The sequence below is a fragment of the Streptomyces sp. NPDC096205 genome (genome assembly GCF_044763135.1).
In the GTDB taxonomy this organism is placed as follows: Bacteria; Actinomycetota; Actinomycetes; order Streptomycetales; family Streptomycetaceae; genus Streptomyces.
This window is the reverse complement of sequence record NZ_JBIWFS010000008.1, coordinates 473,507-489,771: the sequence shown is the minus strand read 5'-3', so window position 1 is coordinate 489,771 and position 16,265 is coordinate 473,507. Positions and strand designations below refer to the sequence as shown.

Genomic DNA, 16,265 nt, shown 5'->3' with positions numbered 1-16,265 from the left:
CGGTCTTGCGTTTCCGACTCTATCAGATCTTTCCGATCCGATTTCCTCGGTGCTTTCCAGGTTCCCGCTTCCGCGTTTCCCTTTCCGGCGGTTCCAACTTTATCAGTGTTTTTCCGTCTCCCTGACCATCCCTCCGCAGGCATGCAGAAGGAGACCCATGGATAGGATCTGACGAGTTGGATGCTGCCAGGCAAGGACGCTTGGTGTGCGTCGCTCAGCCCCAGGCAGGAGTACGACTGTACACGGGGCCCCGAAGCCCGCGCAAATCCATTAAGCTGGTGGTCTAGACCTCTGGACCGGGACCTCTCATGCGGAACCGGTACTTCCTATGACATACCCTGCTCAACAGTGCGCCGTTGTGAACAGACAGTGACGGCGCGTATGCATCTCCACCCCTGGGAGGTTTCCCATGACCACCGTGACGTCCCCTCTCGCAGGACGCGCCATCGGGCTGGCCGCAGTGCCGGACCCCGTCTTCTCCGGGGCCATGGTCGGCCCGGGTACCGCCATCGACCCCGTCCGGGAGCCTTCCGAGGCTGTTGCTCCCGTCGACGGGGTCATCGTTTCTCTGCACCCCCACGCCTTCGTGGTCGTCGATGCGGAGGGGCACGGCGTGCTCGTCCACCTCGGCATCGACACCGTGCAGATGAACGGAGAGGGCTTCGAGCTCCTCGTGAACAAGGGGGACACCGTGACGCGCGGCCAGGCCGTCGTGCGCTGGAACCCCGCGGCGGTCGAGGCCGCCGGCAAGTCCCCGGTCTGCCCGGTCGTGGCACTGGAGGCCACGGCGGAGGCTCTCTCTGATCTCCGCGAGGACGGCGACGTCAAGGCGGGCGACAGCCTGTTCGCCTGGCAGTGACATCGGCGCCGTCCGACAACGGCACGTAGGACTACCACCGCGGTGGCGGGAGCCGCCGCTCTATCGGAGACGGGTGAGATGGAGACAACGCTGCGAGGCGTCGGCGTGAGCCACGGTGTGGCCATCGGCGAGGTTCGGCACATGGGAACGGCGGTCCTTGAACCGCCTGCCAAGCAGATACCGGCGGAGGACGCGGAGCGCGAACAGGGGCGTGCCCGCAAGGCCGTGGACGCTGTGGCGGCCGACCTGATGGCGCGCGGCAATCTGGCAGGGGGCGAAGCCCAGGCGGTGCTCGAGGCGCAGGCCATGATGGCCCAGGACCCCGAGCTGATGGCGGACGTGGACCGCAGGATCGCCGTCGGCAGCACGGCCGAGCGTGCTGTGTACGACGCCTTCGCCGCGTACCGCGAGCTGCTGGCCGGCGCCGGTGAGTACCTGGCCGGCCGTGTGGCCGACCTGGACGACGTGCGGAATCGCATTGTCGCGCGTCTGCTCGGCGTGCCCATGCCGGGTGTACCGGACAGCGACGAGCCGTATGTGCTCGTCGCGCGGGATCTGGCACCGGCGGACACCGCCCTGCTCGACCCGACCCTGGTGCTCGGCTTCGTGACCGAGGAGGGCGGGCCGACGAGCCACAGCGCGATTCTGGCGCGTGCGCTCGGCGTTCCTGCCGTTGTGGCCCTGCCGGGTGCGGGCGAGCTGGCCGAGGGCACCGTGATCGCGGTGGACGGCAGCACCGGTGAGATCTTCGTGGACCCGCCGGAGGAGAAGAAGGCGCAGCTTCGGGCCGCGGCGGCGGAGCGGAAGGCCGCTCTCGCGGCGTCGACCGGTCCGGGTGCCACCGCCGACGGGCACAAGATGCCGCTGCTCGCCAACATTGGTGGTCCGGCCGACGTGGCCGCCGCCGTGGAGGCGGGTGCCGAGGGCGTGGGCCTGTTCCGCACCGAGTTCCTCTTCCTGGACGACAACAAGAACGCGCCCTCCGAGGAGAAGCAGGTCGAGGCCTATCGCACGGTTCTCGAAGCGTTCCCCGAGGGCCGTGTCGTCGTGCGGGTGCTGGACGCGGGTGCGGACAAACCGCTGGACTTCCTCACCCCCGCCGACGAGCCGAACCCGGCGCTGGGCGTGCGTGGTCTGCGGACCCTGCTCGACCACCCGGAGGTGCTGCGCACGCAGCTGACGGCGCTGGCTCAGGCTGCCGAGGGCCTGCCCGTCTACCTCGAGGTGATGGCCCCGATGGTGGCGGACCGTGCCGACGCCAAGGCGTTCGCGGACGCGTGCCGTGAGGCCGGCCTGCGGGCGAAGTTCGGTGCGATGGTGGAGATCCCGTCGGCCGCGCTGCGGGCGCGCTCCATCCTGCAGGAGGTGGAGTTCCTGTCGCTGGGAACCAACGACCTCGCCCAGTACACGTTCGCCGCCGACCGTCAGGTGGGTGCGGTGTCGCGTCTGCAGGACCCGTGGCAGCCCGCGCTGCTCGACCTGGTCGCGCTGTCCGCGGAAGCCGCGAAGGCCGAGGGCAAGAGCTGTGGTGTGTGTGGTGAGGCCGCGTCCGATCCGCTGCTCGCCTGTGTGCTGACGGGCCTGGGTGTGACCTCCTTGTCCATGGGTGCGGCGTCGATCCCTTACGTCCGCGCCACGCTGGCGAAGTACACGCTCGCGCAGTGCGAGCGGGCCGCGGCGGCCGCTCGGGCCGCGGACAGCGCCGAGGAGGCGCGGACCGCAGCGCAGGCGGTGCTGTCCGGCGAGTGACCGGAACCCATCGGCTGCCGGTTTCTCCGGTTGTCGTCGAGGGGCGCTCCATCCTCAGGGTGGGGCGCCCCTCGCGCGTTCAGTGCCGGTGCGCCGTCGCGGCCCCGTTTCCGCCGAGGTCGGGTGGCTCCCGGTAGTCGACGTTGGATTCGGGTGAGATGAGGTCGCCGGATTCGGCGTCGGTGCAGTAGGCGTCGAAGACCTCTCCGGCGGTCAGTGGTTCGAGGCCGTCGCCGCGCAGGCGCCATCCGTAGATCTGGTCGGCGGTGCCGTGGGCGGTGGTGCGCATGACGAGGCCGCCGGGGGTGTGGGTGGCGAGGCCGAGTGCCAGGACGGTGGTGAACTCGAGGGATTCGGCCTGGTCCAGGTCGAGTTCGCCGGTCTGGTTCTGGTCGGCGTGCAGGACGGCGAGGAGTGGCTCCGGGGTGCTGGACACACTGCAGACGAGGTGGTGGTGGCCGGGCGGCGCCGTGTCGAGGATGCGGGCGACGAGGTCGGAGGCTCGGTTGAGGGCGGCCCGGCCGAGGTCCTCGCCGCAGGAGGCGCAGGCGCCGAGTCGGCTCAGCAGGGTGGAGGCGTACTCCCAGGTCGCCTGTCGTACCGCTTCGTCGACGAGGGCGGGGAGGAGTTCGGTAAGGGGTTGGCCGTCGTAGGGCAGGGCCGGTCCGAGGGCGGCGAGTTCGGCGGTGAAGCGGGTACGGCTGGACGCCTTGTCGGGGTCGAGGCCGACGTCGGCGCAGTAGTCGGCGTACTCCTGTGGGTCGAAGAGAGCCACTGTGGTGTGGCCGCCCTGGGCGGCGCGTGTGCGTAGGAGCGCCTCCACCTGGCGTAGGTAGGTGGCGTGGTCGTCGAAGGTGAAGCTGCGGTAGCGCCGCATGGCCCGGAAGTCCTGCTCGTCGGTCAGCAGGCCGATGGTGCCGGCGATTTCGCGGCGCAGGACGCGTCGCATTGTCTGGTGGTCGGTCTGTGCCATGTTCTCCCCCTGTGCACGGTCGATCAATGCTCACTCACAGTAATCGGCACCACTGACAACGGGGTCGGTGATCGATGTCGCCGCAGGTCAAGCGAGTGATGGGGGAAGGCGTGGGTTCGGCCGCGGACCCTGCCGTGAGCGGTCCGCGGCCGAAAGCCGTGTGGTGGTCAGGCGCGCTTGCGAGCGAGATCCTCGTAGAAGTCGAGCAGGTCGAGGTTGTCGATGGAGCCGGGGTTGACGGCCTTGTCCAGGGGGGTGCCCTGGAGGAGGCGCTTGACCGGGACCTCGATGCGCTTGCCGGTGAGGGTGTGCGGGATGCCGGGAACCTCGATGACCTCGTCGGGAACGTGGCGCGGGGACAGTTGCTCGCGGATGGTCTGCTTGATGCGGTTCAGCAGGGCGTCGTCGAGGGTGGCGCCGGGGGCCAGGTGGACGAAGAGGGGCATCCAGTAGCCGCCGTCGGGTTGTTCCACTCCGATGACGAGGGACTCCTTGATCTCGGGGAGGCGCTCGACGACCTCGTAGATGTCGGCGGATCCCATGCGGACGCCCTGGCGGTTCAGGGTGGAGTCGGAGCGGCCGTGGATGATGACGGAGCCTCGGGAGGTGACGGTGATCCAGTCGCCGTGGCGCCAGACTCCGGGGTAGGTGTCGAAGTAGCTGTCGTGGTAGCGGCTGCCGTCGGGGTCGTTCCAGAAGTGGATCGGCATCGACGGCATGGGGTTGGTGACGACGAGCTCGCCGACCTCGTCGATGACCGGCTTGCCGCTCGGGTCCCAGGACTGCAGGTCGGTGCCCAGGCCGGGAGCCTGGAGCTCGCCGACGTAGACGGGGAGGGTGGGGACGGCTCCGGCGAAGCAGGAGCAGACGTCCGTGCCGCCGCTGACGGAGGCGATCCAGAGGTCGTCGCGGACCTCGTCGTGCAGCCAGCGGAAGCCGTCGGGCGGCAGCGGCGAGCCGGTCGTGGCGACGCAGCGGACGGTGGAGAGGTCGTGGTCGCGCGAGGGGTGCACGTCGGCCTTGCGACAGGCCATGACGTAGGCGGCCGAGGTGCCGTAGAGGGTGGCCCGCGTGCGTTCGGCGATGCGCCACTGGGCACCGGTGTCGGGGTGGCCGGGGCTGCCGTCGTACAGGACGATCGTGGTGCCGGTGAGCAGGCCGGAGACGAGGAAGTTCCACATCATCCAGCCGGTGGACGTGTACCAGAAGAAACGGTCCTCGGGGCCGAGGTCGCAGTGCAGGCCGAGCTGCTTGAGGTGCTCGACGAGGATGCCGCCCTGGGACTGGACGATGGCCTTGGGCAGGCCGGTCGTACCGGAGGAGTACAGGACCCACAGGGGGTGGTCGAAGGGGACCTGTTCGAAGACGGGCTCCACGTCGGCGCTGGTCAGGGAGGACCAGTCGAGGGCGCCTTCGGGGGCTTCGGTGCCGAGGAGCGGGATGTGGACGACCGCGCGGAGGGTGGGCAGTTCGCTGCGCAGTTCGGCGACGGTGTCGCGGCGGTCGTGCTCCTTGCCGCCGTAGCGGTAGCCGTCGACGGTGAACAGGACGACGGGTTCGACCTGCTGGAAGCGGTCGAGGACGCTGCGGGCGCCGAAGTCGGGCGCGCAGGAGGTCCAGACGCCGCCGACGGCGGCGGTGGCCAGGAGGGCGACGACGGCTTCGGGGATGTTCGGGAGGTAGCCGCTGACGCGGTCGCCGGGCCGGACGCCCAGGGCGCGCAGCTCGGCCGCCAGGGAGCCGACCTGGCGGCGCAGCTCCGACCAGGTCACCGGGCGCGGTTCGTGGGTCTCGTCGACGCAGAGGAGGGCCGGTTCGTCGGCGCGGGTCGCCGTGGCGCGCAGGGCGTGTTCGGCGTAATTGAGTGTGGCTCCGGGGAACCACTGGGCTCCGGGCATGGAGCGGTCGCCGAGCACGCGCGTGTAGGGCGTGGAGAAGCGCACGTCGAACCATTGGGTGACGGCTTCCCAGAAGGCCTCGGGTTCGTCTACGGACCATCGGTGCAGGTCGGCGTAGCCGCCGTCGGCGGGTGCACCGTGGTGTTGGGCGGCCCAGGCCTGGAACTTGGTGATCCGCGCGTCGCCGATGCGTTCGGGATCGGGCTGCCAGAGGGGCTGGGGGTTCTCGGTCGACATGGGCGGCTCCCGGACTGTGCGCGTCGTGTGCGTCGTCCGCGCACGGGCGGGGTGTGCGCGTGACGCGGATGACACGGACGATGCCATGTGATCGACTTCCGCACCAGGGTCCGCCCCACATAGTCCGCGTCGTGAAGATGTGGTCCGAGCACGGGTGAACGGCAGTTGAACGGCACGCGCGCGTGGCCCTGTCAATGGCAGGGTGAGCAGCATGGACGGTCGTGACCTGGTGCGTTCGATAAAGGCGGTCGGTGCTGTGGGGGTGACCCAGGGGTTGCGTGCCGTTCGGGCGGCGTGGCGCAGGGGGCGCACCGATGCGGCCGGGCTGCCGCCGCGCGGCGCGGAACGCGCGCGTGTGCCGGGTCCGGTGCTCGAGGCGGAGCCGGGTCCGGGTGGTGGGGTGATCCGGTTCAGCCGTGCGGAGCTGCGGATCGTGGTGACTGTCAGTGGGGCGGTGTTCTGGGGCTGGGACGGGGCTGCTCCCGAGCCGTCGTACGCGCTGGCCGGGCGCTGTCCTGAGCCCGACGCACGGGCGGTGCTGGAGCCGGACAAGGACGGCGGCTGGCGGGTGGTGGCGGAGCGGGTGACGGTGGTCGTCTCGCGCCACGGGGCCGTGGAGGTGCAGACGCCGGGCGGGGTGATGCTGCGGCGGGATCTGCCGCCTCGCTGGTGGGAGCCGGTGGGCGGGGGTCGGGCACGGTGGATGCAGCGGTCCGAGGTGCCGGCGGACGCCCGGTTCTTCGGGCTGGGCGGGCGGGCCTCGGGGCCGAGGCTGCGGGACGGCGTGTACCGGCTGTGGAACACCGATCCGGGCGTGCCCTTCGGCCCTGGGGACGATCCGCTGTACATCACGATGCCGGTGCAGTTGGTGGTGTCGGACGCGGCGACGCATCTGGTCTTCCACGACACGTCGTGGGACGGGACGGTGACGTTGCGGGAGGGCGAGGAGGGCGCCGGTTCGGGGCACGACCGCGCGGGGGTGAGCGAGCTGCGGATGGAGGGCGGCCCGCTGCGCTGCTGGGTGATGGTGGGGACGCCTGCGCGCGTGTTGCTCGCGTGGGCCTCGTTGACCGGTCAGGCCGCGGTGCCTCCCGCGTGGGCGCTCGGTCACCACCACGCGCGGTGGGGGTTCGGCAGTGAGCGGGAGGTGCGGCGGATCGTCGCCGGTTACCGGGAGCGCGGGCTGCCGCTGGACGCCGTGCATCTGGACATCGATCACTTCGACGAGCACCAGGTGTTCACGGTCGACCGAGAGCGCTTTCCCCACCTCTCGGGGCTGGCCGAGGATCTGCGCCGGGACGGTGTCCGGCTGGTGTCGATCGTGGACCCGGCGGTGAAGGCCACGGTGGGGAACGCCGTGTACGACAGCGGTACGGCCGAGGACGCGTTCGTGCGGGACGCCTCGGGTCGGGTGGTGCGCGGGTTGGTGTGGCCCGGGGAGGCGGTGTTCCCTGATTTCACGCACGCGCGTGTGCGCAAGTGGTGGGGGCACTGGTACGAGGAGCGGCTCGCGCAGGGGTTCTCTGGTTACTGGCATGACATGAACGAGCCGACGTCGTTCGCGGCGTTCGGCGAGTCGACTCTGCCGCGTTCGGCCCGGCATGACCTGGACGGGCAGGGCGGCGATCATCGCGAGGCGCACAACGTGTACGCCCTGTGCATGGCCGGGGCAGGCTATGAGGCGCTGCGGGAGCTGTCGCCCGGGCGGCGGCCGTTTCTGTTCTCGCGTTCGGGCTGGGCGGGCATGCAGCGCTACGGCGGGACGTGGTCGGGAGACGTGGCCACGGGGTGGCCGGGGCTGAGGGCGTCGCTGTCGCTGGTCCTGGGGCTCGGGCTGTGCGGGGTGCCGTACTCGGGGCCGGATGTGGGCGGGTTCGACGGCAGCCCTTCACCGGAGCTGTTTCTGCGCTGGTTCCAGCTGGGCGCGTATCTGCCGCTGTTCCGTACGCATGCGAGTCTGCGGGCGGGGCGCCGGGAGCCGTGGGAGTTCGGCCCCGAGGTGCTGGAGCACGCGCGCGTGGCGCTGATCGAGCGTCGGCGGCTGTTGCCGTACTTCGTGACGCTGGCGCATCTGGCCCGGCGTACGGGTGCGCCGTACGTGCGGCCCGTGTGGTGGGGTGCGCCGGAGGACCGGGCGCTGCGTGACTGCGAGGACGCGTTCCTGCTCGGCGACAGCCTGCTGGTGGCGCCGGTGCTGGATCCGGGGGCGGACCGGCGTGCGGTGCAGTTGCCGCGCGGGCGCTGGTACGACACGGTGACGGGTCGGGCGTACGAGGGGCCGGGGCAGGTGCTCGTGGACGCGCCCTTGTCGAGGATTCCGGTGCTCGCGCGCGCGGGTGCCGTGGTTCCGGTGCGGGGTGAGGACGGTGGTCTGGAGCTGGAGGTGTGGGCGCCGGCCCGGGGCCGCACCGGGGGCGGGCTGGTCGTGCCGGACGGGGGCGACGGTTGGGAGGAGCCCGAGATGGAGCGCTATGTCAGCCGCTGGGAGGGCCGTCGGGTGGTGGTGCGGCGCGAGGGTGAGGACGGCGTGAGTGCGCCGCCTCACCCGGTGCGTGTGCGTGGTCTCCTCGACGGGTCGGGTCAGACGTAGCGGCCCTCGAACCAGGCCCGTACGGCCAGGGTGTGGAGGGGGAAGGCGAGTTCCTCGGGCCTGCGCAGCAGGTGCCAGCCCTGTGTCTCGTCGGTGGGGGCCGACTGCGGCAGGCGGTCGACCGGGCGCTCGGGGAGGACGCCGAACAGCAGCAGATGGCCGTCGGAGGAGGTCATGGCGTCGACGAGCCGTACGTCGCGGCTCGCGGCGTCGATGCCGGTCTCCTCTTTGAGCTCCCTTACGAGGGCCTGGCGCCAGTCCTCGCGGTCGTCGATGTAGCCGCCGGGAAGTGCGGTGCCCCCGCGCGCGGGTGGCACGTCGCGGGTGACGACGATCAGGGCCGTGCCCTTGGTGTCGTAGACGGGCTGGATGGCCACGGCGACGGGCAGCGGGTTGCGGTAGGCCACCGTGCCGCAGGCCGGGCAGGTGCGGGGCCAGCTGGAGATGCCCTCTCCGTAGGGCGATCCGCAGCTCGAACAGTGGGAGCCCGGTGCGGAGTTGGGGGCGGAGTGCTGGTTCTCGGACACGCCGCGGACTGTATCCGATCACGGAGAGGGCGTCCTCATCCGGCGGTTCAGCGGTGGTCGGCGAGCGATCCGGCACTTACGGGGAAGTCGAAGTAGGTGTCGGGGTAGGACTCGGGCTTGTAGGTGTAGTGCCACCATTCCTCGGCGAGGTTGACGAAGCCGAGGCTCTCCAGGGTCGTCTTGAGGCGGAGCCGGTTGGCGCGCTGTTCGCCCTGGATGCGGGGGTCGAGGGTGTGGCTGAGGGTGTCGAAGCAGTCGAAGCCGGTGCCCATGTCGACGGAGTTGTCCGGGAATCGTTCATTCCCGGGCGCGTAGCACGGTACGAGCGGCTCTCCGGGGTGGTAGGGCCGGGTGTGCTTCGCCGGGAGCTTCACGAGGGTGAGGTCGACCGTGGAGCCGCGGCTGTGGCCGGACTTCTCGGCGATGTAGCCGTCGGCGAACAGCCGGCTCTTGTCCACGTTCGGGTAGAACTCGGCCTTCATCGCCTCGTCGTCGAGGTCCTCGGCCCAGCGGACGAAGTGGTCCACGGCGCGCTGGGGGCGATAGCAGTCGTAGACCTTGAGGCTGTATCCCTGGCGCAGCAGTCGCTGTTGTGCCTTGTGGAGGGCTTCCGCGGCGGGGTGGGTGAGGATGCACAGCGGCTGCCGGTAGCCGTCGATGCGTTCGCCGACGAAGTTGTGCGGGGTGAAGTAACGCATCTCCTGGATGATCGTCCGGTCCACGCTGCTCAGTGCCACGAAGTCGGCCGGGGCGTGGGGTTCGGGCTTCGCGTCGGCCGTCGGGGGTGCGGCGGTCACGGCCGCGAGGGCGGCGAGCGCGGTGACGATCCCGCGGAGCGCGGTGGAGACGCGTACGGAGGCGGAGAGTCGTGTCATGTCTCCTGCATCTATCAGGAGGGTGCGCTTCCGGGGAAGCGGTCCGCCAGGTCCGGCCGGGATGGAGCAGATGCGTGGGAGGGACGGCCGGGGCCACCCCCGTGGGCCTCGCCCGTCCCTCCCGTTACGACGACGCAGGTGAGGCGCACTTGGTTCACCTCAATGACCTGCCGATTTATGGTTGCCCGTGGCACACTTCTGACGCTCCATCAGATTCCTTACCAGGGAGGGGCTTTGACGCGTACACGCATACCCGTGGTCGCCGACTGGTTCACCGGAGAGGGCTGCACGTTCCGGCTGCTCGGGACTCGCTGTTCGGCTTGCTCCGGCATGTTCTTCCCGCGGGAGGACACGAACTGCCGCAATCCGGGCTGTCCGGGAGGCGAGCTGGAGGAGTTTCCGCTGTCGCGGCGCGGGCGGGTCTGGTCGTACACGGACGCGAGATATCGGCCGCCGTCACCCTATGTGACCAATCCGGAACTTCCGTGGGTGCCGTATGCGTTGATCGCTGTGGAGCTGGCAGCCGAGCGGATGGTGGTGCTGGGACAGGCGGCTCCCGGGATCACCGTCGCCGATCTGACGGTGGGCATGGAGGTGGAGGCCGTCTCCGGCGTGCTGTACGAGGACGCCGAGACGGTCTGGACGACATGGCACTGGCGGCCGACGGGGGGCGGGGCATGACGGAGGACGTGGCGGTACTGGGGGTGGGCATGCACCCCTGGGGGAAGTGGGGACGGGGTTTCGTCGCGTACGGAACGGCGGCCGCGCGGGCGGCGCTCACCGACGCGGGGCTGGACTGGCGGGACATCGGCTCGGTCGTCGGCGCCGGCACCGTGCGCGGCGGCTATCCCGGCCATGTGGCGGGGGCGGCCTTCGCCAAGGCGCTGGGCTGGCAGGGCGCCCGGGTGACGAGCGTGTACGCGGCCTGCGCCTCAGGAGCCCAGGCGGTGAACACCGCGCGGGCGCAGATCCTGTCCGGGCTCGCGGACCCGGTGCTCGTGGTGGGCGCCGACTCCGCGCCCAAGGGCTTCTTCCGGCCGGCGGGCGGAGACCGGCCCGACGACCCCGACTGGCTGCGGTTCAGGGTGCTCGGGGCCACGAACCCGGTCTACTTCGGCCTGTACGCACGGCGGCGGATGACTGTGTACGGGGACACACCGGAGGACTTCGCCCAGGTGAAGGTGAAGAACTCCGCGACGGGCGCGCTCAATCCCTACGCCCGCTATCGCAAGCGGGTCACGGCCGAGGACGTCGCGGCCTCGGCTGTGGTCGCCGATCCGCTGCGGCTGCTCGACATCTGCGCGACCTCCGACGGCGGAGCTGCCCTGGTGCTGTCCAGCGTGGACTTCGCGCGTCGGCACGGAGTCACGGAGCCGGTGCGCATCCGTGCCGTGTCGACGGTGACGCCCCGCTATCCCAACACGGTGCTGGATCTCCCCGACTTCGCGACGGACTCCGCCGCGGTGGTGGAACCTGGTCCCGAGACCTTCCGCGCCTCGATCGCCCGCGCGGCCTACGAGGAGGCCGGTGTCGGCCCCCAGGACCTCTCGCTCGCCGAGGTCTACGACCTGTCCACCGCACTGGAGTTGCAGTGGTACGAGGATCTCGGGCTGTGCGGCGAGGGTGAGGGCGCCAAGCTGCTGAGAGGCGGCGAGACGGCCACTGGCGGGCGAATACCGGTGAACGTCAGCGGCGGGCTGGCCTCCTTCGGTGAGGCGGTACCGGCCCAGGCGATCGCCCAGGTGTGCGAGCTGACCTGGCAGTTGAGGGGCGTGGCCGGAGAGCGGCAGGTCGACGGGGCACGGGTGGGCGTCTCCGCCAACCAAGGCCTCTTCGGGCACGGGTCGGCGATCGTCGCGGTGCGGTGAACGGGTCCTGGCCCGGGGCGGCTCCGAGCTGACTCGGTCTCACAGTCCTACGGCCCCATGCAAGAGCGATCCGTACGCTCTGTGAGCGGGCAGGAATGCTGCGTGAACGTCTCATGAACTGGGCCTGGGCGTGCCCGGGCGGAGCCATCATGCTGCCGTGCACTCCTGGACGGATACTCTCCGCTTCGCTTTCCAGCCCGTGGTCAATCTGACCACCGGCGGAATCGCGGCACTGGAGGTCCTCGCCCGGCCTGAGGCGGGGGACATCCTGGCCGAGGCCCGTCGGGACCCCGAGCTGGACGGCAGGCTGGCCGTGCTGGCGGTTCGCGCGGCAGCGCGCAAGGAGACCCTGCTGCCGCTGCACATCAACGTGTTCGCCGCCACGCTCGCCGACCTGGGCGGGCTCGGGCCGCTGCACGACGCAGTGCGGCAGGCCGGCCGGCTGCCGTGGGAGGTGACGCTCGATGTCGGGCCGCCCTTCACCCACGTGCCGCAGCAGGCGCTGCTGGACGCGGTCACCGCGCTGCGGGAGACAGGCTTCCGGATCAGCGCGGACGGCATCGGTGACGGGGACCTGCCCCTGCGGGTGCTTCACGACATGGCGCCCGACCTGGTGAAGCTCGACATGTCGCTGCTGGACCGGCCGGCGGCGGTCGGGGCCATGCGCACACTGTGCGACCAGCTCGGGGCACTGCTGTCGGTCGAGGGAGTGGAGACCGAACTGCAGTACCGGGCAGCCGTGTCGGCCGGTGCGCAGCTGGGTCAGGGGGAGCTGTTCGCTCCTCCGGCGCGGTTGCCCGTGGCGGAGGTATACGTTCCGCCGCGCCCGTCCGGGTCCGCCTCGGGGTCGCGGCCGGGGCCGTCGGTGCGGGAGTTCGTACGGCCTGCCGCGCTCCTGCCGGACACCGCGTCCGCGGGGCAGGTGCGGGCGCTGCTGACAGGCTCGCCGGACGTGTCGGGGGTGCTGCTCGTGGACCGGGACGGCGTACCGGTGCGGTCGGTGCACCGGTCCCGCTTCCTGCTGTCGATGTCGGGGCGTTATGGACACGCCCTGTACGCCGACCGGCCCGCCGCCCGGCTGGGAGATGTGCCGCGCACGGTGGGCGCGGACGCCACCGCGTGGGAGGTGCTGGACGTGGTGGCGGACGGGGCCCGGGACAGGACGTCGGACGATGTCGCCGTCGTCGACCGGTACGGGCGGTGTGCGGGCGTCGTACGGCTGGCCGATCTCGTGCGGGCGCTGGCCGAGTCCCGCGTCGAGGAGGCAGCCGGGCTCAATCCGCTGACCCGGCTGCCGGGGTCGGACGCGATCACCGGTGAGGTCGACCGGCGGATCGCGGACGGGCGGCCGTTCGCGCTCAGCTGGCTGGACGTGGACCACTTCAAGCAGGTCAACGACGGCGCCGGGTTCGCGGCCGGGGACGACCTCATCCGTGCCGTGGGCCGGGCACTGCAGCATGCCGCGTCCGGGAGCACCCGGGTGGGGCACATCGGCGGGGACGACTTCCTGGTCCTCACCGATCCGGAGAGGCTCGATGCGCTGGTGGCGTCCGTGCTGGACGCACCGTGGTCCGCGGGCGGGCGGCCCGTCACGCTGTCACTGGCCACGGTCCTTTGCGCGCCGGGGAGTGTGGTGGAGCACCGGCAGGCGGCGGCCTGTCTGGCGCCGCTGAAGGAGGCCGCGAAGGCGCTGGACGGGGCGAGCTGGGTGCTGGGGCGGGCCGGGATGCCCGGCCACGAGATCCGGCGCGGTGAGAGACCGACGGCCAGTCAGACGGGGGTCGCCGTCGCCGAGCCGCTGGGCTGAAGCCGCTCGGCTGAAGACCTCGCCGCGTGCCGTCGCGGACACCGTGCCGTCACGGACCCGTTGCGGCGGCCGCATTGCCTGCGCGGACACATCGCGCTGCGCTGCAGAACTGTATCGCCGGGCCCCTGCACGTCAGGCGGCACAGGGATAAGGAGTCGGTCCTCGTGGCCAACCCACCTACCACGATGGCTGGTTCGGTCGGGTCGTTCCTTTGGTGTCGGCGACCTTGACGCCCTGTGAGCGCCGGTGAACACTTCCCGGTGTCAGTCGACATCGCCGTACATTCTCGGCGCAATCCGGCACGCCCCCGGGCCTCAGCGCGGCCAGGCCCACTCCCCCACGGGCGATTCGGCTGCCACGGCACGCTCGTCATGGACGCCGGGCGGGGCGCGGGACCCTCCCTGCCACCGGCGGAAATTCGCCACGAGAGCCACGGGACCCGAGGAAACGCGCCCTGCACGCCCACCGGAGTCGATGGACCCTGGGACGAGGGGCCTAGCGTCGAGGAGCCGCCATGAGCAACGGAGACATTTTCGTCGGCGAGATCATCGGTACCGCGATCCTGATCCTGTTCGGCGCCGGTGTGTGCGCCGCAGTCACTCTCAGATACTCCAAGGCCCGGGCCGCTGGATGGGTGGTGATCGCCTTCGGCTGGGGCTTCGCGGTGCTGGCCGGGGCCTACACCGCCGCGCCGCTCTCGGGAGGGCATCTCAACCCGGCCGTGACCGTCGGTATCGCCATGGACACCGGGGACTGGGACCAGGTCTGGGTCTACCTGCTGGGGCAGATCGTCGGCGCGATGCTGGGCGCCGTATTGGCGTACCTGGTGTATTTCGCGCAGTTCCAGGCCAATGTGCGCCAGACAGGCACCACGGAGGGCACGGCTGAGGAACCCACGCCGACGCTCGGCATCTTCTCCACCATCCCGGAGATCCGGAACCCGGTCGCCAACCTGGTCACCGAGATCATCGCGACGATCGGCCTGGTCCTGCCGATCCTGGCATTCGGGCTGACCGAGGGGCTCGGCCAGTCGGGCACCACCGTGCTGATCGTCTCGCTGCTGGTCGTGGGCATCGGCCTCTCCCTGGGCGGGCCGACCGGCTACGCCATCAACCCCGCGCGTGACCTCGGGCCGCGCATCGTGCACACCTTTCTGCCGATCCCGAACAAGGGCACGTCCGACTGGGGCTACGCGTGGATCCCGGTCGTGGGCCCGCTGATCGGAGGGGTGCTGGCCGGCCTCATCTACAACGCAGCCTTCTGAACCGAGCCCAAGGGGAAGCAATGACGGACAACGCCGAGAAGTACGTCGCCGCGATCGACCAGGGCACCACCTCCAGCCGCTGCATCATCTTCGACCACGGCGGTTCCATCGTCGCCGTGGACCAGCGCGAGCACCGCCAGATCTTCCCCAAACCGGGCTGGGTGGAGCACGACGCCACCGAGATCTGGTCCAAGGTCCAGGCGGTGGTCGCGGGGGCGATCGCCAAGGCGGGCCTGCGGGCCGACCAGCTCAGCGCGCTGGGCATCACCAACCAGCGCGAGACGACCGTCCTGTGGGACCGCGCGACCGGCAAGCCCGTGCACAACGCGATCGTGTGGCAGGACACCCGCACGGCGGCGCTGTGCCACGAACTGGGCGGCGCGGACGGGCAGGACCGGTTCCGCGAGCAGACGGGTCTGCCGCTGGCCAGCTACTTCTCCGGCCCCAAGGCGGCCTGGCTGCTCGACAACGTCCCCGGGCTCAGGGACCGTGCCGAGCGCGGCGAGATCGCCTTCGGCACCATCGACTCCTGGCTCATCTGGAATCTGACCGGCGGCACCGACGGGGGCCGGCACGTCACCGACGTCACCAACGCCGGGCGCACCATGCTGATGAACCTGGAGACGCTCGAGTGGGACCGGTCGATCCTGTCCGCCATGAACGTCCCCGAGGTGATGCTGCCTGAGATCAGGTCCTCGGCCGAGGTGTTCGGCACCGCCGTGGGACAGCTCGCGGGCGTGCCGGTCGCCTCGGCGCTGGGCGACCAGCAGGCGGCCGTGTTCGGACAGGCCTGCTACGACGTGGGCACGGCGAAGAACACGTACGGCACGGGCAGCTTCCTGCTGCTGAACACCGGCAGCCGGCCGGTGCCGTCCAAGAGCGGGCTGCTGACGACGATGGGCTACAAGATCGGCGGGGAGGCGCCGGTGTACTGCCTGGAGGGTTCGATAGCCATAACGGGCGCGCTCGTCCAATGGTTCCGGGACCAGCTGGGCATCATCCGCACCGCCGACGAGATCGAGACCCTCGCGGCGAGCGTCGAGGACAACGGCGGGGCGTACATCGTGCCGGCGTTCTCGGGCCTGTTCGCGCCGTACTGGCGCTCGGACGCGCGCGGTGTCGTCACCGGTCTCACCCGGTACGTCACGAAGGCCCATCTCGCGCGGGCGGTGCTGGAGGCGACCAGCTGGCAGACGCGTGAGGTCGTGGACGCCATGTACCAGGACTCCGGGGTGCAGATCACCACGCTGAAGGTCGACGGCGGCATGACCAAGAACAACCTGCTGATGCAGCATCAGGCGGATGTGCTGGACGTACCGGTGATGCGGCCCCGGGTCTCCGAGACGACGTGTCTGGGCGCGGCGTACGCGGCGGGTCTGGCCACGGGCGTGTGGAACGACCTGGACGAACTCAAGGCGCACTGGCAGAAGGACGCCGAGTGGACGCCGTCGATGGACGCGTCCGTGCGTGACCGCGAGTACGGCAACTGGCGCAAGGCCGTGGAGAAGAGCTTCGGCTGGCTGGAGGACGGGCACGCGTAGGCACACGCGTGTGGACGTCGCCGCGGACCGCGGCCCGTACCCCGGTCGGCGGGGGTACGGGCCGTGCGCGGCGGCTC

General features: G+C 70.8%; 12 protein-coding genes. 8 read left to right on the top strand and 4 right to left on the bottom strand.

Annotated features, from left to right (window positions below; genetic code table 11):
• Nucleotides 1-409 precede the first annotated feature (409 nt).
• Together ACIQ6Y_RS29540 and ptsP are read left to right on the top strand one after the other, a co-directional pair.
• On the top strand, nucleotides 410-859 hold the full coding sequence (locus ACIQ6Y_RS29540) for a PTS glucose transporter subunit IIA (protein WP_404043349.1): 450 nt from the start codon (nucleotides 410-412) through the stop codon (nucleotides 857-859).
• 78 nt (nucleotides 860-937) lie between these two features.
• The gene (ptsP, locus tag ACIQ6Y_RS29535) at nucleotides 938-2,608 is read left to right on the top strand and encodes a phosphoenolpyruvate--protein phosphotransferase (protein ID WP_404043347.1); all 1,671 of its coding nucleotides are present in this window, start codon (nucleotides 938-940) and stop codon (nucleotides 2,606-2,608) included.
• Between the two features lie 79 nt (nucleotides 2,609-2,687).
• Here the strand turns inward: ptsP and ACIQ6Y_RS29530 are convergent, their stop codons facing one another.
• Nucleotides 2,688-3,581: a hypothetical protein gene (locus ACIQ6Y_RS29530; protein ID WP_404043345.1), complete on the bottom strand. Its 894-nt coding sequence runs from the start codon at nucleotides 3,579-3,581 to the stop codon at nucleotides 2,688-2,690.
• Between the two features lie 167 nt (nucleotides 3,582-3,748).
• Nucleotides 3,749-5,716 (bottom strand): acetoacetate--CoA ligase, encoded by a 1,968-nt coding sequence (locus ACIQ6Y_RS29525; RefSeq protein WP_404043343.1) that lies wholly within the window; start codon nucleotides 5,714-5,716, stop codon nucleotides 3,749-3,751.
• A 211-nt stretch (nucleotides 5,717-5,927) separates the two neighbouring features.
• On the opposite strand from ACIQ6Y_RS29525, the gene ACIQ6Y_RS29520 reads away from it, so the two are divergent.
• The gene (locus tag ACIQ6Y_RS29520) at nucleotides 5,928-8,306 is read left to right on the top strand and encodes a glycoside hydrolase family 31 protein (protein WP_404043341.1); all 2,379 of its coding nucleotides are present in this window, start codon (nucleotides 5,928-5,930) and stop codon (nucleotides 8,304-8,306) included.
• Here the strand turns inward: ACIQ6Y_RS29520 and ACIQ6Y_RS29515 are convergent.
• Both ACIQ6Y_RS29515 and ACIQ6Y_RS29510 read right to left on the bottom strand, forming a co-directional pair.
• Complete coding sequence (locus ACIQ6Y_RS29515) at nucleotides 8,297-8,833, bottom strand: NUDIX domain-containing protein (protein WP_404043339.1); 537 nt, start codon at nucleotides 8,831-8,833, stop codon at nucleotides 8,297-8,299. The genes ACIQ6Y_RS29520 and ACIQ6Y_RS29515 overlap by 10 nt on opposite strands.
• A gap of 47 nt (nucleotides 8,834-8,880) precedes the next feature.
• On the bottom strand, nucleotides 8,881-9,708 hold the full coding sequence (locus tag ACIQ6Y_RS29510; RefSeq protein WP_404043337.1) for a M15 family metallopeptidase: 828 nt from the start codon (nucleotides 9,706-9,708) through the stop codon (nucleotides 8,881-8,883).
• Nucleotides 9,709-9,963: 255 nt separating this feature from the next.
• Between ACIQ6Y_RS29510 and ACIQ6Y_RS29505 the strand changes: the two genes are divergently transcribed.
• From ACIQ6Y_RS29505 to glpK, 5 genes are all read left to right on the top strand, one after another.
• Nucleotides 9,964-10,389 carry a Zn-ribbon domain-containing OB-fold protein gene (locus tag ACIQ6Y_RS29505; RefSeq protein ID WP_404043335.1) on the top strand — a complete coding sequence of 142 codons (426 nt, stop codon included), beginning with the start codon at nucleotides 9,964-9,966 and terminating at the stop codon, nucleotides 10,387-10,389.
• Nucleotides 10,386-11,576, top strand: a complete 1,191-nt coding sequence (locus ACIQ6Y_RS29500; protein WP_404043333.1) for a lipid-transfer protein — start codon at nucleotides 10,386-10,388, stop codon at nucleotides 11,574-11,576. The genes ACIQ6Y_RS29505 and ACIQ6Y_RS29500 overlap by 4 nt, the downstream gene beginning before the upstream one ends.
• Before the next feature lie 157 nt (nucleotides 11,577-11,733).
• Nucleotides 11,734-13,383 carry an EAL domain-containing protein gene (locus tag ACIQ6Y_RS29495; protein WP_404043331.1) on the top strand — a complete coding sequence of 550 codons (1,650 nt, stop codon included), beginning with the start codon at nucleotides 11,734-11,736 and terminating at the stop codon, nucleotides 13,381-13,383.
• Between the two features lie 514 nt (nucleotides 13,384-13,897).
• Nucleotides 13,898-14,647, top strand: coding sequence for an MIP/aquaporin family protein (locus ACIQ6Y_RS29490; RefSeq protein ID WP_404043329.1), 750 nt, complete (start codon nucleotides 13,898-13,900; stop codon nucleotides 14,645-14,647).
• A 20-nt stretch (nucleotides 14,648-14,667) separates the two neighbouring features.
• Complete coding sequence (glpK, locus tag ACIQ6Y_RS29485) at nucleotides 14,668-16,188, top strand: glycerol kinase GlpK (RefSeq protein ID WP_404043327.1); 1,521 nt, start codon at nucleotides 14,668-14,670, stop codon at nucleotides 16,186-16,188.
• The last annotated feature ends 77 nt before the right edge of the window (nucleotides 16,189-16,265 follow it).